At 66.0% G+C, this 20359-nt stretch carries 20 protein-coding genes; 12 read left to right on the top strand and 8 right to left on the bottom strand.

Annotation, left to right across the window (positions count from 1 at the left end):
- Positions 1–111 precede the first annotated feature (111 nt).
- Genes P2G62_RS14675 through P2G62_RS14665 form a run of 3 tightly spaced genes read right to left on the bottom strand, consistent with a single transcriptional unit; the run spans position 112 to position 3576 of the window.
- A complete protein-coding gene (locus P2G62_RS14675; protein WP_275735657.1) occupies positions 112–1341 on the bottom strand; it encodes a sigma-54 dependent transcriptional regulator in 1230 nt (409 codons plus the stop codon).
- Entirely contained in the window at positions 1338–3137 is a 1800-nt protein-coding gene (locus P2G62_RS14670; protein WP_275735656.1) for an ATP-binding protein, read from the bottom strand. The genes P2G62_RS14675 and P2G62_RS14670 overlap by 4 nt, the downstream gene beginning before the upstream one ends.
- Entirely contained in the window at positions 3121–3576 is a 456-nt protein-coding gene (locus P2G62_RS14665; RefSeq protein ID WP_275735655.1) for a GNAT family N-acetyltransferase, read from the bottom strand. The genes P2G62_RS14670 and P2G62_RS14665 overlap by 17 nt, the downstream gene beginning before the upstream one ends.
- Before the next feature lie 107 nt (positions 3577–3683).
- On the opposite strand from P2G62_RS14665, the gene P2G62_RS14660 reads away from it, so the two are divergent.
- A complete protein-coding gene (locus P2G62_RS14660) occupies positions 3684–4865 on the top strand; it encodes a cytochrome P450 (protein ID WP_275735654.1) in 1182 nt (393 codons plus the stop codon).
- Between the two features lie 133 nt (positions 4866–4998).
- On the opposite strand, the gene P2G62_RS14655 is transcribed toward P2G62_RS14660, so the two are convergent.
- A complete protein-coding gene (locus P2G62_RS14655) occupies positions 4999–5460 on the bottom strand; it encodes an Lrp/AsnC family transcriptional regulator (protein WP_275735653.1) in 462 nt (153 codons plus the stop codon).
- 133 nt (positions 5461–5593) lie between these two features.
- Between P2G62_RS14655 and cobA the strand changes: the two genes are divergently transcribed.
- The 6 genes from cobA (at position 5594) to P2G62_RS14625 (ending at position 10426) form a co-directional block, all read left to right on the top strand.
- Complete coding sequence (gene cobA, locus P2G62_RS14650) at positions 5594–6373, top strand: uroporphyrinogen-III C-methyltransferase (RefSeq protein ID WP_275735652.1); 780 nt, start codon at positions 5594–5596, stop codon at positions 6371–6373.
- Positions 6370–6675: a DUF2849 domain-containing protein gene (locus P2G62_RS14645; RefSeq protein ID WP_275735651.1), complete on the top strand. Its 306-nt coding sequence runs from the start codon at positions 6370–6372 to the stop codon at positions 6673–6675. The genes cobA and P2G62_RS14645 overlap by 4 nt, the downstream gene beginning before the upstream one ends.
- A complete protein-coding gene (locus P2G62_RS14640) occupies positions 6668–8332 on the top strand; it encodes a nitrite/sulfite reductase (RefSeq protein WP_275735650.1) in 1665 nt (554 codons plus the stop codon). Before P2G62_RS14645 ends, P2G62_RS14640 begins: the two co-directional genes overlap by 8 nt.
- Positions 8322–9095, top strand: a complete 774-nt coding sequence (locus tag P2G62_RS14635) for a phosphoadenylyl-sulfate reductase (protein ID WP_275735649.1) — start codon at positions 8322–8324, stop codon at positions 9093–9095. The genes P2G62_RS14640 and P2G62_RS14635 overlap by 11 nt, the downstream gene beginning before the upstream one ends.
- Entirely contained in the window at positions 9092–9463 is a 372-nt protein-coding gene (locus P2G62_RS14630) for a DUF934 domain-containing protein (protein WP_275735648.1), read from the top strand. The genes P2G62_RS14635 and P2G62_RS14630 overlap by 4 nt, the downstream gene beginning before the upstream one ends.
- A gap of 150 nt (positions 9464–9613) precedes the next feature.
- On the top strand, positions 9614–10426 hold the full coding sequence (locus P2G62_RS14625) for a ferredoxin--NADP reductase (RefSeq protein ID WP_345799276.1): 813 nt from the start codon (positions 9614–9616) through the stop codon (positions 10424–10426).
- Positions 10427–10582: 156 nt separating this feature from the next.
- Here the strand turns inward: P2G62_RS14625 and P2G62_RS14620 are convergent, their stop codons facing one another.
- The gene (locus P2G62_RS14620; RefSeq protein WP_275735646.1) at positions 10583–11296 is read right to left on the bottom strand and encodes a translation initiation factor 3; all 714 of its coding nucleotides are present in this window, start codon (positions 11294–11296) and stop codon (positions 10583–10585) included.
- Positions 11297–11509: 213 nt separating this feature from the next.
- On the opposite strand from P2G62_RS14620, the gene infC reads away from it, so the two are divergent.
- Together infC and P2G62_RS14610 are read left to right on the top strand one after the other, a co-directional pair.
- Entirely contained in the window at positions 11510–12049 is a 540-nt protein-coding gene (infC, locus tag P2G62_RS14615) for a translation initiation factor IF-3 (protein ID WP_275735726.1), read from the top strand.
- 145 nt (positions 12050–12194) lie between these two features.
- Positions 12195–12797: a L,D-transpeptidase gene (locus P2G62_RS14610; protein WP_275735645.1), complete on the top strand. Its 603-nt coding sequence runs from the start codon at positions 12195–12197 to the stop codon at positions 12795–12797.
- A 47-nt stretch (positions 12798–12844) separates the two neighbouring features.
- Here the strand turns inward: P2G62_RS14610 and P2G62_RS14605 are convergent, their stop codons facing one another.
- Both P2G62_RS14605 and P2G62_RS14600 read right to left on the bottom strand, forming a co-directional pair.
- Complete coding sequence (locus tag P2G62_RS14605) at positions 12845–13435, bottom strand: DUF6691 family protein (RefSeq protein WP_275735644.1); 591 nt, start codon at positions 13433–13435, stop codon at positions 12845–12847.
- A 3-nt stretch (positions 13436–13438) separates the two neighbouring features.
- On the bottom strand, positions 13439–13975 hold the full coding sequence (locus P2G62_RS14600) for a YeeE/YedE thiosulfate transporter family protein (protein ID WP_275735643.1): 537 nt from the start codon (positions 13973–13975) through the stop codon (positions 13439–13441).
- Between the two features lie 100 nt (positions 13976–14075).
- Here P2G62_RS14600 and P2G62_RS14595 point away from each other — a divergent pair, with 100 nt between their 5' ends.
- Entirely contained in the window at positions 14076–14279 is a 204-nt protein-coding gene (locus P2G62_RS14595) for a hypothetical protein (RefSeq protein ID WP_275735642.1), read from the top strand.
- A gap of 48 nt (positions 14280–14327) precedes the next feature.
- On the opposite strand, the gene P2G62_RS14590 is transcribed toward P2G62_RS14595, so the two are convergent.
- Positions 14328–16544: a hypothetical protein gene (locus tag P2G62_RS14590; protein WP_275735641.1), complete on the bottom strand. Its 2217-nt coding sequence runs from the start codon at positions 16542–16544 to the stop codon at positions 14328–14330.
- 142 nt (positions 16545–16686) lie between these two features.
- Between P2G62_RS14590 and P2G62_RS14585 the strand changes: the two genes are divergently transcribed.
- The gene (locus tag P2G62_RS14585) at positions 16687–19011 is read left to right on the top strand and encodes a glycosyltransferase family 2 protein (RefSeq protein WP_275735640.1); all 2325 of its coding nucleotides are present in this window, start codon (positions 16687–16689) and stop codon (positions 19009–19011) included.
- Between the two features lie 198 nt (positions 19012–19209).
- Entirely contained in the window at positions 19210–20268 is a 1059-nt protein-coding gene (locus P2G62_RS14580; RefSeq protein WP_275735639.1) for a glycosyltransferase family 2 protein, read from the top strand.
- The last annotated feature ends 91 nt before the right edge of the window (positions 20269–20359 follow it).

The raw sequence follows: 20359 nt of genomic DNA, 5'->3' as shown, positions 1-20359 counted from the left end.
AAAACTCCGGCGCGGACGGACCAGATGCAATGTGCGAAAATCCGCACATGTTTTCGCCGAACCGGGCGAATTGTCGCACGGTTTTCAGGCACGACTGACCCGGGTCACGCGTCAGGCGCCGCGAAAATCCTCGGGGCGCAGGGCGTGGCGCGCCAGCTTGTCATAGAACGTCTTGCGCGGCAGTTTCAGGGCCGCCGCCGCCTCGGTCGCATTGCCGCCCGCGCGGGTCAGGGCCTCGGCCAGCAGCATCCGTTCGACCTGCGCCATCCGCTCGGCCAGGCCCAGGGTTTCCGGCGCCTCCTCGGCGCCCAGCCCCATCGCAAAGCGCATCGCCTCGGACATCAGGGCACGGGCATTGCCGGGCCAGTCGCGCGCCATCAGCCGCGCGCTCAGTTCAGGCGGGATCGCGGGCATCGCCAGGTTCGACTGTTCGCAAGCCATCTGCACATAATGGCGAAACAGGATCGGAATATCCTCGGGGCGTTCCGACAGCGAAGGGATGCGCAGCTTCACCCCGTCGAGCTTCCAGTAAAGATCGGGGTGAAAGCGCCCGGCGCGGGCCTCGCCCGCCAGATCGCGATAGGTGCCCGCGATCAGCCGGGTGCCAAGCCGGGTTTCCAGCAATTCGATCAGCGCGAATTGCGCGGGCTGCGGCAGGTCGGCCACCTCGTCCAAATAGAGCGTGCCGCCCTCGGCCCGGGCAAACCCCGCCTCCAGCGCCTCGGGCGCCAGATGGGCGGCGGGCAGTTTGACAAAGGCGCGCGGGGCGGCGGCGGACAGCAGGTGGATCACCTCGGCCACCTTGGAATTGCCCGCGCCCGGCGCGCCGGTAATCAGCACCTCGGCGCCCGAGCGGGCAGCGGCGCGTGCCGCCTCGCGCAGCCCCTCGGCCACCGCGCTTGCCCCCACCAGCATGCGCGCCGCCGCATCGCCGCGCTTGAGTTCGCGCTTCAGCGCGCGGTTCTCCATCACCAGCGCGCGGGTTTTCAGGGCCTTTTCGACAACGGCCAGCAAATCCTTGGGCGCGCAGGGTTTTTCCAGAAAATCGAAGGCCCCTGCCGCCATCCCCCGCACGGCCGTCGGCACATCACCCTCACCGGTCAGCAGGATCACCGGCAATTCCGCATCGCGTTTCTGCACCAGATCCAGCAGCGCAAACCCGTCCTTGCCGGGCATCCGAATGTCGCTCAGCACAATCCCGGCAAACTCGGGGCCGATGTGATCCTTGGCCTCGATATAGCTGCCCGCCAGCACCGGCGTCAGCCCCGCCAGATCGAGCGTCTGGCCCAGGGCCTCGCGCACCGCGCGGTCGTCATCCACCAGCAAGACCTTGGTTGTCATGCGCCCTCCTTGACCCGCGCGGGTTCCGGTGCGGCGCGCAGATCCACGGTGAAGATCGCGCCGCCATCCGGGGCGTTGGCCCCGCTCAGCGTGCCGCCGAACCCCTGCACCAGCCCATAGGAAATCGACAGGCCCAATCCAAGCCCCTCTTCGCTACCGACTTCCTTTGTCGAATAGAACGGGTCGAAGATGCGCGAGGGATCGGCGATGCCCGGCCCGGTATCGCGAATGCTCAGCCGGGTATGGCCCGGGGCGCCGGGCGCGATGCGGATGGTGATGCGGCGCGGCGCGCCCGCGGGCAAGTCTTCCATCGCCTCGATCGCGTTCGACAGCAGGTTGACGGTGACCTGGCTGAGCCGCACCTCGCCGCCCATTACGATGGCGGGCGCGGTGGGGCGTTGCCAGTCGACATGCACGCCCGCGCGCGCCATCCGCCCCGCCATCAGTTCCAGCGCACCTTCCACCACCGCAGCCAGACCCACGCGCGTTGCCGGCTCGCTTTCCGAACGGGCAAAGGCGCGCAGGTTCTTGATGATCCGCCCCATCCGCCGCGCCATGTCGGAAATCCGCGCCAGCGTCTGACCCGCCGCCTGCACCTGACCGCGTTCCAGCAGCAGTTCGGCATTCTCGGCAAAGGACCGTATCGCCATAAGTGGCTGGTTCAGTTCGTGGCTGATGCCCGCCGACATCTGCCCCAGCGCCGACAGCTTGCCCGCCTGCACCAGTTCAGCCTGGGTGCGCGTCAACTGATCGTTGGCCGCTTGCAGTTCGGCGGTCCGTTCGGCCACCCGCACCTCCAGCGCGGCATTGGCGCGTGCCTCGGCGGCCAGTTGGTCGGCCAGCGCCCGGCGGCGTTCGGCCAGCGCAAGGATCACCGCACCGAACCCCAGCAGCGCCAGCGCCACCGACAGCGCCTGCGCCCGCGCCGTGCGCAACACCGCCCCCGCATCCCCCAGCGCGTGGCCGGTCAATCCGATCACCGGCAGATCCTTGGTCACCTCCAGCGCCAGATCGGGCAGATAGCCGCCGCCCGCCATCAGCGCCTGCCCCGCCAGCACGGTCTGGCGCGGCGCAGGCGCGGGCGTCAGATGACCCGCCGGATAACTGCCCGGATCGGGGCGGCCGCCGGGGCTGACCTGCAACACCATCTCGGAGCGGTTGGCGATGAACTGCACCCCTCCGGCATCGGTGAACCAGACCGGCACCGGATCGCCGCGCCCCGGGGCCTCGACCCGATCGACATCGAAACTCAGCACGACGATCCCCGCGACCGGGCCGCCGCTGGAAAAAACCGGCGCGGCATAGCGATAGAACCGCCGCCCCGTGACCGGGTTGACGCCGTGATGCGCGCCCGTCGCCCCCTGTGCCGCGCGCACCAGATCGGGGGCGGCAGGCAGAAAGGCAGGCGCCCCCTCGGGACCGGCCAGAACGCGCCCGCCGGGGCTGAGCAGCATCAGATCCTGCGCCCCGGCCCGGTCGGCCATGCGCTGCAGAACCGCGGCCACGGCCCCGGGCGTCTTGGTGCCCTCGCCGCGGGCCAGATCCATCACATAGGGATGTTCTGCCGCCAGAACGGCCACCTCGCGGAACTGCACCACGGCCGAGGTCAGCCGGTCGGCGGCCAGCCGCAGGTCGGCCTCGGCCCGGGTCTGCAACTGCGCCAGACCCGACCGCGCCGAGACCTGCCAGACCAGCACCGACACCCAGACGACCGCCCCCAGCGCCAGCGCCAGCACCATCAGCCGCCGGATGATCGGCTCGGGGCGGCGAAAGGCGGGCTCAGGGCGCAACGGCATAAAGGATGAACCCCGAAGCCGGCGCGTAACTGTCATAAAGCCCGCGCGCGGCGGCATTGCCTTCATGCGTCAGCCAGCGCACCGACGGATAGCCCCCGTCTCGTGCAAAGGCCCGCACCCGGTCGATCAGCGCGCGCCCGACCCCCATGCCCCGGGCCTCGGGCAGGGTGAACAGGTCGGACAGATAGACCACCATCCCCCCCGACAGCGAACGATGCATCAGCTGATACTGCACCAGCCCCAGCGCCCGCCCCGCGCCATCGCGGGCGATTTCCGCATGAAACGGTTCATCCGGGTCGCAGATCCAATCCCAGACCTGCGCCTCGGCGGGGGCGGGATCGACCTTGTAGAACGCGGCATAGCCTGCAAACAGCGCGGCCCATTCGGCACGCTGATCGGCATTGACGGGGGTGATGCTCAGATCGGCAGGCTGGGTCATGATATCTCCTTTTCTTCCTTGGTCGCCCGGCGCGTGCACGAAATCAAGCGTCCGCCTTGTCATTCCCTGCCCGATCCGCGCATCTTGGCACAGTTTACGGAGCCAGAATGATCAGCCTGAGCCAATCCCCCCTTGACCCCGCCTTCGTGCAAAACCCCTATCCGTTCTACGACAGGGTGCGGGCAGCAGGCGCGTTCGTGCATTGGGCGGACTACGACCTGCCCGTTACCGCACGCGCAACCGTGGTCGGTGCAGCCCTGCGCGACCGGCGGCTGGGGCGCGAGGCCCCGCCCGAATGCGCGCCACCGATCCCGCCGCATCTGGCGCCCTTCTATGCCGTCGAGGCGCATTCGATGCTGGAGCTGGACGGCCCGCGCCACGCCCGCCTGCGCCGGCTGGTGCTGCACGCCTTCACAACGGGCCGGATCGCGCGGCTCACCCCGGAGATCGAGGCGCTGGCGCATCAGATGATCGACCGGATGCCGCCCGGCGGCGACGATCTGCTCGATGCCTTCGCGCGCCCCCTGCCCGTCATCCTCATCGCGCGCCTTCTGGGCGTGCCCGAAGCGGCCGCGCCCGATCTGCTGGCCTGGTCGAACGCCATGGTCGGAATGTATCAGGCGGGACGCAGCCCTGAAACCGAGGCGGCCGCCGTGCGCGCCACCGAGGCCTTCGTGGCCTTCCTGCACGATCATGTCGTCCGCAAACGCCGCGCGCCGGCCGACGACCTGATCTCGCATCTGATCGCCGCCGAAGAGGCGGGCACCCATCTGAGCCCCGACGAGCTGATCGCCACCTGCATCCTGCTGCTCAATGCCGGGCACGAGGCCACCGTCCACACCATCGGCAATGGCGTGAAGACGCTGCTGGAAACCGGGACCGGCGGCGATTGGCTGACCCCCGCGCGCATCGAGGGCACGGTCGAGGAAATCCTGCGCGCCGACCCGCCACTGCATCTGTTCACACGCTGGGTCTATGAAGAGATCGAGCTGGCCGGACACAGCTTCCGGCGGGGCGATCGGATCGGCTTGTTGCTGGCGGGCGCCAACCGCGACCCGGGCCCCTGGGAAGACCCCGCCGCGTTCCGGCCCGGCCGCCCGGTGCAGACCAATTTCGCCTTCGGCGCAGGCGCGCATTTCTGCATCGGCGCGCCGCTGGCCCGGCTGGAACTGACCACCGCGCTGCCGGTGCTGTTCAAACGGCTACCCGATCTGCGGCTGACCGAAACGCCCCGCTATGCCAACCTCTATCACTTCCACGGGTTGGAACGGCTGATGGTGACCTACTAAGGGGGCGCTGCCCCCTCTTGGCTGCGCCAATTCACCCCCGGGATATTTTTTCCAAGATGAAAGCGCTCTTTCACGTTGGCACAAATATCCCGGGGGGAGGCCACAGGCCGGGGGGCGGCGCCCCCTTTGGCGCTTACAAGGGCAGCAGAGTGGTGGATTTGATTTCCTCCATACTCAGCAGCGCGGTCACGTTGTGGATCTTCACCTCTGAAATCAGCGCCTGATAGAACTGGTCATAGGCGCGCGCGTTCTTCACCCGCACCTTCAGGATATAGTCGATGTCGCCCGCCAGCCGGTGCGCCTCCAGCACCTCGGGGCGGGCACGCAGGGTCTCCAGAAACCGGCGCTGCCAGTCGGATTCATGCTCGGACGTGCGGATCAGCACGAAGAAGCAGGCCTCGAGCCCCAGCGCCTCGGCATCCAGCAGAACGGTCTGTCGCCCGATCACACCCAGATCCTTCATCTTACGGATTCGGTTCCAGACCGGGGTTTTCGAGCTGCCGACCTTGCGCGCGATCTCGTCGAGCGACTGGCTGGCGTCCTCCTGCAGCTGGGAGAGGATTTTGCGATCCATATCATCAAGCCGGACAGCCATTCGGTTTTCCTTCGTTTTCCGGGAAACATGCGTCAAGACCAGCCCAATATGAAACATTGTTCCTTATTCGCAAGGGGGAATGGCGATATGGTGGGAAAATTTCCTATATTGGGCACAGAAAAACAGGTGTGCGATGTCCCGTTCGATTTCCTTTCCGACCTCTCAGACCGGCCATGTGACCCTTGCGGGCGCGGGTCCCGGCGACCCCGACCTGCTGACCCTGGCGGTGGCGCGGGCGCTGGCCGAGGCCGATGTGATCCTGCACGACCGTCTGGTCAGCGCCGAAGTTCTGGCCCTGGCCAGCCCCGACGCGCTGGTGATCGAGACCGGCAAGGCGGGCTTCGGCCCGGGCATCGCACAAAAGGACATCTCGGCGCTGATGGTGGCCTTCGCGCGCGCAGGCCGCGCCGTGTTGCGGCTCAAGTCGGGCGATGCGGCGATCTTCGGGCGGCTGGACGAGGAGCTGGACGCGCTGGATGCCGCGGGGATCGGTTTCACTGTGCTGCCCGGGATCACCGCCGCCTCGGCCGCCGCCACCGCACTTGGGCAGAGCCTGACTGCGCGCGGGCGCAATTCCGAACTGCGCATCCTGACCGGCCATGACGTCGCGGGCTTTGCCGAGGCCGACTGGCAGGCGCTGGCCCGCCCCGGCGCGGTTGCCGCGATCTATATGGGCAAGCGCGCGGCGCGTTTCGTGCAGGGCCGGCTGATGATGCATGGCGCCGCCGCCGACACCCCCGTGACGCTGGTCGAAAACGCCAGCCGCGCCGATCAGGCGATCCATGCCGGCACGCTGGCCACCCTGCCGCAGACCGCCGCCTGTCTGTCCGGCCCCGCCGTCATCCTGCTGGGTCTGACCCCGCGCCAGACCGCCCGCCTGCCCCTGTCTTTGCCCCTGGAGGCCCGCTCATGAGCCGCAAATTCACCCCGAAAGTCGTGACCGCGAACGATCTGCGCGCGGGCGACGTGATCTATCTGACCGCTGCGGGCCACTGGTCGCGCAGCCATTCCGAGGCCGAATTGCTGGAAGACGAGGCGATCGCCGAGTTGCGCCTGCTGTCGGCAATGGGTCAGGGCGACCGCGTCGTCGGCCCCTATCTGGCCGAGGCCAAGGCCGGTCCGAACGGCCCCGAACCCGTTCATTTCCGCGAGGCGTTCCGCACCCGCGGCCCGTCGAACTATGCCCACGGCAAGCAGGAGGTCGCCCATGTATAACTACAGCGATTTCGACGAGGCCTTCGTGCGCGCCCGCGCCGCGCAGTTCCGCGCGCAGGTCGAACGGCGGCTGGATGGCAGCCTGACGGAAGATGAATTCCGTCCGCTGCGGCTGATGAACGGGCTCTATCTGCAGCTGCACGCCTATATGCTGCGCGTGGCGATCCCCTATGGCACGCTGCGCGCCGATCAGATGCGCCAGCTGGCGATGATCGCCGAGCGGTGGGACAAGGGCTATGGCCATTTCACCACCCGCCAGAACATCCAGTTCAACTGGCCCAAACTGACCGATGTGCCCGATATCATCGACGCGCTGGCCGATGTGCAGATGCATGCGATCCAGACCTCGGGCAACTGCATCCGCAACGTGACCGCCGATCATTTCGCGGGCGCCGCCGCCGATGAGGTGGCCGATCCCCGCCCCGTGGCCGAGCTGATCCGGCAATGGTCGAGCGATCATGCCGAATTCCAGTTCCTGCCGCGCAAGTTCAAGATCGCGATCACCGGGGCTGCGGCCGACCGGGCGGTGATCCGCGCCCATGACATCGGGCTGCAGATCGTGCGTCAGGGCGGCGAGATCGGCTTCAGGGTGCTGGTCGGCGGCGGTCTTGGCCGCACGCCGATGCTGGGTCAGGTGATCCGGGACTTCCTGCCGCAGGCCGATCTGCTGCCCTATCTGGAGGCGGTGGTTTCCACCTACAACCTGTTGGGACGGCGCGACAACAAATACAAGGCGCGCATCAAGATCACCGTCTTCGAAAACGGGATCGAGGCCTTCCGCGCCGCCACCGAAGAGGAATTCGCCCGCATCCGCCCGCAGTTCACCGGCGTCGATCAGGCCCTGCTGGCGGGGATCGAAGCGCAGTTCGCGCCGCCCGCTTTCGTGGCAAAGCCGGTTGATTTCTATGAGAAATCACTGGCGGTCGACCCCCTGTTCGCCGCCTGGGCCGGGCAGAACCTGACCGCGCACAAACGCGCCGACCATGCCATCGTGACCATCTCGATCAAGGCGCATGGCCAGACGCCGGGCGATGCCTCGGCCGATCAGATGCGGCTGATGGCCGATCTGGCCGAGCGTTATGGCTATGGAGAGCTGCGTATCAGCCACGAGCAGAACGTGATCTTGCCGCATGTCGCGCGCGCCGATCTGCCCGCCGTGCATGCCGAACTGCTGCGCGCGGGGCTGGCCACGGCCAATGTCGGCCTGCTGTCGGATATCATCGCCTGCCCCGGAATGGATTATTGCGCGCTGGCCACGGCCCGCTCGATCCCCGTCGCGCAGGAGCTGGCGACGCATTTTCAGGCGCTCGGGCTGGAACAGGAAATCGGTGCGCTGAAGATCAAGATTTCAGGCTGCATCAATGCCTGCGGGCATCATCATGTCGGCCATATCGGGATTCTGGGGCTGGATCGCGCAGGCGTGGAAAACTATCAGATCACGCTGGGCGGTGACGGCAGCGAAACCGCCGCCATCGGCGAGCGGGCAGGCCCGGGTTTTGCCTATGACGAGGTCGTGCCCGCGATCGAACGCATCCTGCGCGCCTATCTGGACCTGCGCGCCGACCGGCAAGAGACCTTCCTGCAGGCCTATCGCCGCCTTGGCGCGCAACCGTTCAAGACCGCACTTTATGGCGAAGGGGCGCGTGATGCTGCCTGACATCGGACCCCGCGTTGCCGCGCTCAATGACCGCTACCGCCATCATGCGGCGGTGTCGGTCATGGAAAAGGCGCTGAAAGACCCCGACACCGGCGAGGTGGCGCTGGTCAGCTCGTTCGGGGCGGAATCGGTCGTGCTGCTGCATATGGTGTCGGTGATCGCGCCGGGCACGCCGGTGCTGTTCATCGACACGCTGATGCTGTTCGAGGAAACCCTGCAATATCAGCGCGATGTGGCCGCGAAACTGGGGCTGACGGATGTGCGCGTCATCACCGCCACCGAGGCCGCGCTGAAGCTCGACGATCCCGACGGCACGCTGCATCAGTTCAATACCGACGCCTGCTGCACCCTGCGCAAGACGGTGCCGCTGGAACAGGCGCTGTCGGGCTTTGACGCCTGGATCACCGGGCGCAAGCGCTATCAGGGGGCCACGCGCCAGACCATCGACTTCTTCGAGGTCGAGACGGACAGGCGCATGAAGATCAACCCGCTGGCGCATTGGGGCCGCGAGGATCTGGAAGAATACATGGTCCAGAACCGCCTGCCCCGGCATCCGCTGGTGGCCAAGGGCTACCCTTCGATCGGCTGCGCGCCCTGCACCAGCCCGGTGAAACCCGGCGAAGACCCGCGCGCGGGCCGCTGGCGCAATTCGGCGAAAACCGAATGCGGCATCCATTTCATCGGCGGCAAGGCCGTGCGCGGGCAGACCGCGCCTGCGGACGCGCCCGCCCAAGACACCGCAAACACGGAGAAAGTGGCATGAGCGTGATCGTGCGCGACGACGGCTTCCACGCCGAGGATTTCACCGGCACCCCGGTCGATCTGGCCCCCGACACCGCCCCCGATCAGCTGGCGCAGCTGACCTCGGGTGCGGATCTGGTGCGCATCGCCTTCCCGGCGTTTTCGGACGGGCGCGGCTTTACGCTGGCGCGCCGGCTGCGCGATCTGGGCTATGCCGGACGGCTGCGTGCCGCAGGTCATGTGATCGCCGATCAATACGCGATGGCGCGGCGCTCGGGCTTTGACGAGGTGGAAATCAGCGCCGATCTGGCCGCGCGCCAGCCCGCCGCGCAATGGGCCGCCCGCGCCGACTGGGCCGCAGGCGACTATCGCGCCCGCATGAAAGGCTGAGTTTGCTATTCCCGCCTTAACCATTCCGCCGTACAAGACTGCGGAGCGCCGACTTGAGCCAAATCAAGGCAGGGCCTCGCAGCTTAGAGGTATCTGCGGCATATGTTTGCCCGCCCCCGTTTTTTGGGGCCCCAGAAAAATGAGACCGACGTGACCGAAACCGCGACCATTCCGCCCGTCAAGCACCTGCCCGACGCCCAGACCGTGACCGAGGTCAAACACTGGACCGACCGGCTGTTTTCCTTCCGCGTGACACGGCCGCAAACGCTGCGTTTCCGCTCGGGCGAGTTCGTGATGATCGGGCTGATGGGCGACAACGACAAACCGCTCTTGCGCGCCTATTCGATCGCCTCGCCCTCTTGGGACGAAGAGCTGGAATTCTATTCGATCAAGGTGCCGGACGGGCCGCTGACCTCGAAGCTGCAACATATCGCGGTGGGCGATGAAATCATCCTGCGCCCGAAACCCGTGGGCACGCTGGTGATCGACGCGCTGCTGCCGGGCAAGCGCGTGTGGTTCCTGGCCACCGGCACCGGGATTGCGCCTTTCGCCAGCCTGATGCGCGACCCGGAAGTTTATGAAAAGTTTGACGAAGTCGTGATGATGCACACCTGCCGCACGGCCGCCGAACTGGAATACGGCCGCGAACTGGTGGAAGGGCTGAAAAACGACGAGCTGATCGGCGAGATGGTCGAGGGCAAGCTGAAATACTACCCGACCACGACGCGCGAAGAGAGCCCGTTCATGGGCCGGATCACCGACAACCTCGCCTCGGGCAAGGTGTTTTCCGACCTCGGCATCGCACCGATGGATGCCGAACATGACCGCGCGATGGTCTGCGGCAGCCTGGCATTCAACAAGGATGTGATGGCCGTGCTCGAAGGCTTTGGCCTGCGCGAGGGCGCCAATTCCGAACCCCGCGAATATGTGGTCGAAAAGGCCTTCGTCGGCGACGGCATCTGAACCTGCCCAAGCCCGGCCCTATCCGAACCGCGCCCCGCACCGGGCGCGGTTTTTTCATGCCACGCACAGTGCCAGAGACAAGCCCCCCGAAATGCAAACCGCCCCCCGGCGGCACCGGGGGGCGGAAAATGTCAGACGCTTGCGCGGCAGAAAGGATCAGAGACCCAGAGCGGCCTTCACCTGATCAACCACACCCGAAACCAGTTCGGGGTTGGCGGCCGCGCTGTCCACGGCGGCTTTCAGCGAGACCTTGACCGTGTCATCCAGCGCCGAGGCGTCGATGATCTCGGTCACCTTGGCGGCATCGAAGGTGTCGACGCTGAGCGCCTGCGCGGCGGTCAGCATGTCGGTGTCGAGCCCGGCAGCCGCGGCAACCGCATTGTCGGCAGCACCGGCTGCGTCGGTCGCGGCTTCGGCAGCCGCATTCGCGGCGTCGGCCGCGGCACTCGCCGCATCGGCCGCCACGGCAGCGGCGCTGTCGGTGGCCTCGGTCACAGCCGCGGCAGCGGCATCGGTGGCGGCGCCGGCCGCTTCGGTCGCAGCAGCGGCGGCATCGGTCGCGGCATCCGCGGCGGCGGTGGCGGCCTCGTTCGCGGTCTCGGCCGCGGCGTCGACCGCAGCGCCGGCGGCTTCGGTTGCGGCGCTGGCGGCATCGGCGGCCGCTTCGGTGGCAGCCGTCGCCGCCTCGGTCGCGGTCTGCGCCGCGCTGTCGGCAGCCTCGGTCACGGCTTCGGTCGTGGCCGTGGCGGCATCACCGGTCGTCTCGGCTACGTCCGACGCAGCTTCCTGCCCCACGCGGGTTTGCGTGAAATACCATGCACCCGCGGCAATTGCGGCGATCACAACGACAAGACCAAGAACTTTATTCATCTTTCCACTCCCTCGGTGTTCGGGAAAAAACGTTTCCGACTGGTATATGGCCCCCTGAATCGTGAATGAAAAGGAGTTCATCGCCCGGATTTTCCCCCTTTCCGCCGCCAAGACCCATTCTCTCGGCGCCAAAACGCGATTGTGGTTGAAAGCCGCCGATCCCGGCTCTATTTTGCGCGCCATTCCGCACATGGCCACAGAAGGAACACAGCCATAGCCCGCAGACCGCACAATGCCCCGCCCCAGCGCGACACCGGACCCCGCGTCAATGACCGCATCCGCGCGCCTGAAATCCGCCTGATCGGCGCGGATGGCGAAAACGTGGGCGTCGTATCCCCCGCCCGCGCCATGCAGATGGCCGAAGAGGCCGGGCTCGATCTGGTCGAGATCTCGCCGACGGCGGTTCCGCCGGTCTGCAAGATCATGGACTACGGCAAGTTCAAATACGAACAGCAGAAGCGCGAAGCCGAGGCGCGCAAGAAGCAGAAGATCATCGAGATCAAGGAAATCAAGTTCCGCCCGGGCACCGACACGCATGACTACGAGGTCAAGATGCGCTCGGTGATGAAATTCCTGGAGGAAGGCGACAAGGTCAAGATCACGCTGCGCTTCCGTGGCCGCGAGATGGCGCACCAGCAACTGGGTCTGGAACTGCTCAACCGCGTCAAGGAAGACGTGGGCGATGCAGGCAAGATCGAGGCGATGCCGAAGCTTGAAGGCCGCCAGATGGTGATGATGATCGCGCCGAAATAACCGGCCCGTCAGCCCCCAATTTCCAAAGGCCCTGCCCCGCGGCGGGGCCTTTTGCCATGAACTCGCGCAGCCGTGAGGGGGCGTGATTTGATCTGCCCGCCCGGCAATGAGAGGGTGGCGCAAAGCAAGAGCAGGAGCCCCGACGATGACCCGCCCCCTGACCCGCCGCATGGCATTGACCTGCGGCAGTGCCGCGCTGTTGACCGCGCCCGGCCTGCTGCGCGCGCAACAGGTCGAGATCACCGATCAGCCGATGGCCGAGCGACCGGCACTGGTGGCCCCGCCGCAGCGCGCCAATATCTCGGCCTTCCGGCAGATCGACTGGCGCGACCATTTCGATGCGCTCGACCGGGTGACGCTGGTGGCCGATACCCGCTCGAAAGCGCTGCATTACTGGGCGAAAGACGGGGCGGATTATCGGCTTTACCCGACCTCGGTGCCGCTGACCGAGGAACTGACCAAGCGCGGCTATACCAAGATCGTGCGCAAGAAGGTGGGGCCGGACTGGACGCCCACGCGTTCTATGATCGAACGCAACCCGGCGCTGCATTACATGCCGCCCGGCCCCGACAACCCGCTGGGCACCCATGCGATGTATCTGGGCTGGCCCGCCTATATCATCCACGGCACGCATGACACCCGCAAGATCGGGCGCAAATCCTCGGACGGATGCATCGGGCTTTATAACGAGATGATCGCCGAACTGTTCGAGCTGTGCCCGGTCGGCACGCAGGTGCGGATCATCTGAAAAAGGGGGCCCTGCGGCCCCCTTTCGCGTTTGCCGGGTCTGTGGCCTTATTCGGCCGGGACCGTCAAGGCCCGGTCGCCCGCGCGCCCTTCGGGCAGCACGAAGGCCACTGCGATGAACACCAGCCCCAGCACGATCCCCACGATGTCACCCGGCAGCCCCGGGAAGAGGCCCTCGAATTTCGATCCCGGCACCGCCCCGATGGTGACCTTGCCGCCCAGGATCGGCTCCAGCAGGCCGGTGGATTTGACCGCGTCATAGCTTTGGATATAGGCGAAGGCGCCCAGCAGGCCGCCCGCCACGAAGAACAGCGCATCACGCCGCCCCGAGGCCAGCGCGCACAGCCCCGTGCCCGGGCAATAGCCCGACAGCGCCCAGCCGAAGCCCAGCAGCATGCCGCCCAGGAACACGCCGACATAGGCGGTTTTCACCGACATGTGCCCGACATCGACGATCCCCGTCATCTGCCCCGCGAAGGTCAGCAGAAGCGCCACGCCGATCGCCAGAATGATCGCCTTCATCAGGCCCAAGGCGCGCAGCGCCAGCATCCGCCCCAGAACCGACGGGTTGGTCGCGCCGATCCGGTCAAGAACCGCGCCGAAGGCCGCGCCCACCACAAGTGCAATGAACAGTTGCATCGCTCAGCCCTCCTGCTTGAACAGAATCATCGCGGTCGGAATCGCCACCAGGAAGGCGCCCGCCGCGAAGATGAAGCCGGAAACCGAGGTCTGGCTCATCCCCGACATCATGTGCCCCGAGGTGCAGCCCCCAGCGAGTCGCGCACCATACAGCACGATGAACCCGCCCAGGAACGCCCCGGCGAAACGTTTCGCCGCCGATGCACCGAAGTTTGCCGCCCAAAGCGACGGCACAACACCCCCGCCGCCATAGGCCCCACGCAGCGCCGCCGACACGCCCGCGCCCAGCATCGTCGCCAGCACGAAGACCACGCCATAGTTCAGCGGATTGGCCACCGATTTGGCCACCCCGTTCAGATAGGCATTGGACGAGGTCGGCCCGTCCGGCCCCTCGACCACGATATCGGGGTTGATCATGTCCCAGATCACCCCGTCGAAAACCACAAATTCGGTCGACATCCCGATCGGCTTCACCAGCAGCATTGCGGCGAAAAACACCAGACCGAGCATCAGCCCTCCCAGCTTCCAAGATACGGACATACGCCCCTCCTCTTAAAACATGACATTCACATTATTGCATTAATTGTTGATTTCAAAAGGAAATCAACGCCGCACCGCGGCATGTTCGGATTTGCGGCAGATGCAGGCAATCGAAACAGGATTTCAGGGGCTGAAAATAAAAGCGCTGCGGGAGGGAGGCCCGCAGCGCATTTTGGGGATCTGGCAAGGGAGAATGCCGGTGATCCTCGGATCGGGTTTTCGGCGGCTTGCGCCGCATTTCAGGGAGATCGCAAACCCGATGCCCAACTCGTATCCCGCGCTGCAGGTGCAAACTTTGACTTAGGTCAAATTCGCCGGGGCGCGGGCTGCGACATTTTATCCAGACCCCGTCTTACAGATCGGCCATGGCCAGACGGATCGCGCGATTGTCGCCGCGGCGCAGCGCCCAGGCCCCGAGTCGCCGCGCCAGCGCCGTGTGACCGCGCGCCACGGCACGGTTGAACAGCTCGCGCTGATAGCGCGGGAAATCGCGCCGCGCCCGCAGGCGGCGATAGAACCCCGCCTCGGTCAGCGTGCCGTCCAGCGCCCCCAGAATGATCGGCGACAGAATGCCCATCTGATGCAGCGACGAGCCCAGCCGGTGCCCCATCAGCGGCGCGCGCAGGCGCATCACGTTTTCGCCCTCGAACCGCGCCACATGGCCCGCGTCCAGGGGTTCATAGGGATCATACAGGATCGACACGCGCCGCGCCGTGCGCGAGGCCTGCGCCGCATCGCCGTATTTTCCGGAAAAATCCGCGCCCCAGGCGGTTTTATAGCGCGTCTCCCACGGCACCAGCGTCTTGTCGAGCGTGGACTGTGGCGAGATCACCACCACATCGGCACCGGGATGGGCCGCGCAGAAGGCGCAGGCCGCATAGCCCCCCATCGAGGCGCCGTAGAACACCACGCGCTCGAACTGGTTGAAGAAGCCCTCTGTCGCCAGCCGGTCGAATTCGTCGCTGACCCAGGGGTCGCGATACCAGGTCCAGCCGCCCGCCATCACGCCCAGCATCGACCAGCCCTGTTTTTCGATGAATTCAAACCCCCAGGGGCGGCGGGTGTCGCGCTTGTTCATCGCGATGTCGAGGTTGTCGAAGGTCACCACGAGCGTGCGCCCGCGCGGAATATACAGGAACGAATGGCTGCCGTTGTCGGTATAAAACCCGTCGGGCCCCGCCAGTCCGCGCGCGATTTCGGCCCAGCCGGCATCGGTTTCGGGCGCGGGCGGGTTGGGGGTGAACAGCACCCGCGTGGTCTTGCCGCCGCCACCATCGGCCCAGTCGCTCAGCGTCTCGGTCGTGCCCTGGGGCTTGAGGAACGGATAGGCGCCCGAACCCTTGCGGATGTCCAGCACCATCCGGCTGTCGGCGTGCAGGCCCGCATCAAGAACGGGTTGCAAGTGCTTGACCTTGTTCACATCGCCAAAGCCCGCGATGTTGAACAACAGGTCCACCGGCTTCAGATCGGCGGCGCGGGCGACATGATGGATGCGCGCCGGATCGACACCGCGGCCCTCCAGATAGGCGCGATACCCCGCCACCCAGTCCGACGGCGCGTCAGGCCATTTGCCATTGGGCAAAAGGTCGATCAGCGTGATGTCGCAATCCCATTTGTCATGCGCCGCCAGCACCTGCGCGGGCGCGGTGCCGCCCAGATCCGCGACACTGGACACCGCCGACAGGCCCAGTTTCTCCAGCAGGCTGCCATCCGCCGCAGGCGTGTCGAAAACCAACTTCGCGCGCCCTTTGATCGGGGCAAACTCGGGCCGGACACCATGCTTTTTCAACAGCTTGTCAAGGAAACTGCCGTCGCGCGGAATGCCATTGAAGCGCAGCCCCAGCTCGCGCTTGTTCGAGGCCCACAGATGCAACGCGGTGGTCTGCCCGGTCAGCGCCGCCTCGACCCGGGCGGCATCGCGGATCATCTTGGTGCGCTCGGGGAACGGCACGGGATAGAAGGCATCCATCGGCTGCACCTGATCCAGCAGCCCGTGTTTGGCGACGAAATGGGTGATCATCATCGGCCCCCAGACGCCCCAGGGCTGCGCGCTGACGTGCACGGGCGTGCCTGCTGCGGCGGCGGCGCGATATTCCTCTTGCAGTTTGGGCTTGATGAAGCTGGGGATGGCGTAGCGGTCTTCCATGAACGCCAGCAGATCGGCCACGATCGCGCTGTCGGCGGGCAGGCCCAGCACCGCGTTGTTCACCCGGGTCGAATTGGGCAGCTCGAACCCCATCACATAGTCGCTGTCATAGTCCATCGGCCGGTGGCAATAGACATCGGTATCGACCCAGATCATCCCCGGGTTCTGCGCGATCATGTGGATGCGGAAGTAATCGGCGAACAGCGCGAAACTGTCCTTCTTCTCGTATTTGATGAAATCGTCGGTATCCAGAACCTCACGCCCGTCGCGCCGGATCACGCCCTCGGGGACATTCGGGATGTCCTCGTAGGAAAACAGCGTGATTTTCTGCCCCGCATCGACGAAGCTTTTCAGGCAAAGCTGCTCCATCCAGCTTAGCGCGCCGCCAATCCACAGCGTGCCAACCTCGCGCACTCGTCCCATGCTCTGCCCTCACTCGTTTTGCCGCATCCTGCCCGAGATGCATTGATTTTCCAATGACAAAGCGGGGCGCGCGGGCGCGCACGGATTTGCGGGCCGAGGCAATCGTGTTAGGACAGGCCAAAGCGTGGAAGGGTGTGGGCAGATGGGTGAGGCTTTGGTGATCCGGCGGCAGTTGCAGGCGACGGCGGGGCCTGCGGGCTGGCTTGACGCTGTGGGCTGGGGCGCCGAAGGCCGCACCGAATTGCGGCTGTTTCTGGCCAATCCCTGCAAGCCCGATCAGGTGCCCGCCGATCAGCCCGCCGCCATCGAGGTGCTGGAGCGGCGCGATGTGGCAGGCGGGGTGATGGTGATCGCGCGCGCGCAGGGCACAGGCCCATGGCATCTGGCGGTCCTGCCCGAACCGCCGCAGGACGGCATCCCCCGGGCCCAACCGGAGCTGCGCGCCTTTTCCCCTGCGACGCCCGACTGGGCGGCGTTTGCAGGCAAGAACTGTCTTTTTGGGGAACGGCTGGAGCAAAGCGCCGATGCCGTGCTCGACTGGCTGAGCTGGCACCACGATCTGCACGGCGCCGAGGCCGCGGTGATCCTGAACCGCTGCCCGCCCGACAGTGCCGCAGGCAGCGATGCCGATTTCGCGACCGCCCTGCACGCCGGGATGGAGGCGCGCGAGCTGCCGATGACGGTGGCGATCCTGGAAAGCCCGGTGCCCCTGGGCAAGCCAGGGATGGGCCCCGAAAGCCACCCTTTCCTGGCCCCCGACGCGCCCGGCAAGGACCGCATGGAGGTGCCCGCGCCCGACCCGTGGCGTGCGCCGCTCGGGCAGTCGCTGGTGTTCGAAATCGCGAAATGGCGGTTTCTGGGGCAGGCGCGCGCGGTGCTGACGCTGGATGTGACCGACTATCTGGCCCCGCGCACGGATGGCGCACCCGGCGCGTTCGACGCCTGCATCGCGTCTGGATCTGGCGTCGTTCTGCTGGTCGGGCGGCGGATCTATCCCTGGCGGGTGCGCCCCGGCCAGCCCGAGCGTTTCGCCGATCACATCTGCCGCCAGTTCGACGCGCGGCGCGGCATCGCACGCTGGGGCGTCGCGCCACAAAAGGCCGGGCTGAACGCGACCTGGCGGCATATCCGCGTGGCCTATGCCAAGCCCGACCCGGGCACGGTCTTCCCGTTCTGGCGCGCGATGGCGCTGCGGGTGCCGGGGCGCGCGGCGGCGGAACTGGCGCCCAAGACCTCGTTGGTGGAAGATGCGCAGCTTTTGCAGATCGCCACTGAAATCTGGGGGCACAAACCGATCCGCCCGCCGGTCTCGAAACCGAAACCCGCACCGAAACGGGCCGCGGAGGCCGGGCGCACCTGCATCGTCACCACGATGAAGAACGAAGGCCCCTTCATTTTGGAATGGATCGCCTATCACCGCGCGATCGGGGTCGAGGATTTTCTGGTCTACACCAACGACTGCACCGACGGCACCGACACCATGCTCGAGATGCTGCAGCGCAAGGGGATCTTGCAGCATCGGGTGAACCCCTGGGTTCCGGGGGGCGAGTTGAAACCCCAGCACGCCGCGCTGCAGGCCAGTGAATCCGAACCGATCGTGCAGAATTGTGGCTGGGCGATCTGCATGGATGTGGATGAATTCATCGACATCAAGATCGGCGACGGCACGCTCAATGCGCTTTATACCGCGATGGGCGAGGCGAACATGATCTCGCTGACCTGGCGGCTGTTTGGCAATTGCGATGTGCATGAGTACGAGGACCGCTTTCTGCTGGACCAGTTCGTGACCTGCGCCCCGGAAATCGTGCGCAAGCCGCATCAGGCCTGGGGCTTCAAGACGCTGTTTCGCAATATCGACATCTACAAGAAGATCGGCGTGCATCGACCCAAGGGGCTGGTGCCCGATCTGTGGGACCGGGTGCACTGGCTCAACGGCTCGGGCCGCCCGATGCCGCGCGAGATGTTCCGCAACGGCTGGCGCTCCACACTCGAAACCTTCGGCTATGACTGGGTGCAGCTGAACCATTACGCCGTGCGCTCGGCCGAAAGCTTTCTGGTGAAACGCGACCGCGGAAGGGTGAACCATGTCGACCGCGACCAGGGGCTGAACTATTGGTTCCGCATGAACCATAACGCGGTCGAGGAACGGTCAATCCAGCGGATGATCCCGCGGCTGCAGGCCGAATACGACCGGCTGATGGCCGACCCCGAGATCCGCGCCGCGCACGATCACTCGGTCGCCTGCCACCGCGCCAAGATCGCCGAACTGCGCGCGACCGAGAATTACGAGAATTTCTATGGCGAGCTGTGTTCAGAGCGGTTCGAGCGGCTGTCGCGCATGCTGCATGTCTTCGGCTCGAACGTGTTCAACGCAGGCCCCGGCGTGATCCCCGAGGATCTGCACAGGCGTGATTTGCCACCCGATTATTTCTTTACCGTCGCGCATGTGGGCGAGGCCGAGCATTGAGCGCCCCTGCCCGCCCGCGCGCGGCCTGTCTGCGGCGGATGCCTCCGGCGGGAGTATTTGGACCAAGAAGAAATCCCTGCGCTTCTTCTTGGCAAAAATACTCATCTTTCACGGGGCCATATGCGATGCGGGCGCCGATGGGCGACACGGGCGGTGCGGCATTTGCAAATGTGCGGCAAACCGGGCAAGGCTAGGTCCATGCGCAGCCTGCTGATCCTGACCGTCAAGAACGAAGCGGCCTTCCTGCTGGAATGGCTGGCCCATCACCGCGCGGTGGGGTTCACCGATTTTCTGGTGTTTTCCAACGATTGCGACGACGGCACCGACGCTATGCTGGACCGGCTGGAGGCGTTGGGGTGGCTGACGCATCTGCGCAATCCGGGGCCCTGGCCGCAGGGGCCGCAATGGGCCGCGCTGAAAGCCGCCGACCGGCACCCGCTGAAAGCGGGTGCGGATTGGGTGCTGTTTGCCGATATCGACGAATTCGTGAATATCCATGTGGGCGACGGCACACTGGACGCGCTGCGCGCCGCGCTGCCCGAGGCCACCGCGATCCCGCTGACCTGGCGGATGTTCGGCAATGCGGGCGTGGTCGATTACACCGACGCGCCGGTGACCGCGCAATTCACCCGCGCGGCGCCTGCAACGATGCTGTGGCCCTGGCGCGCCTATCTGTTCAAGACGCTGTTTCGCAACGATGGCAGCTATGGCAAGCTGGGCGTGCATCGCCCGCGCCAGCCTGACCCGGGCCGTATGGCGGCGCAGCGCTGGTTTGACGGATCGGGGCGGCGGCTGCCCGCGCTCTTTCACCGGCAGCGGATCTTTTCGCTGCTGGGACAAGATAGTTATGGGCTGGTGCAGTTGAACCATTATGCGCTTGGCGCGATGCAAAGTTATGTTCTGAAATGCGACCGCGGGCGGGCCAACCGCGACACCGGCGTTTTCGATCTGTCCTATTGGGTCGAGCGGAATTTCGACACCGAAGAGGACCGCTCGATCACGCGCTATGCGGCGCGCAGCGCGGATCTGCGCGCCGCGCTGATGGCCGATCCGGTGCTGGCCGATCTGCATGACGCGGCGGTGCGCTGGCGTCATACCCGGATCGCCGAGCTGATGCTGCACGAAGACTACCGCGCCCTGTTCGGACGGCTGATGCTGACCCCCGCCTCGCGCCCGCTCGCCCCCGCCGCGGCGCAAAGAATGGTGGCCTTGGCCCGACAGGCACAGGCGATTGTGGAGCAGCGAGAAACAAGCTGACACAGTATCGTGCATTGCCACCAAACTGCGGACAATACAGCATATTTTCTGACTTCTTCCGCATTTATGCCCAAGTTTGGAAATGGTAGAT

This window comes from Paenirhodobacter sp. CAU 1674, from assembly GCF_029222945.1.
In the GTDB taxonomy this organism is placed as follows: Bacteria; Pseudomonadota; Alphaproteobacteria; order Rhodobacterales; family Rhodobacteraceae; genus Rhodobacter.
Note: the sequence above shows the minus strand (reverse complement) of the source record. Positions and strands in the feature narration are given on the sequence as shown.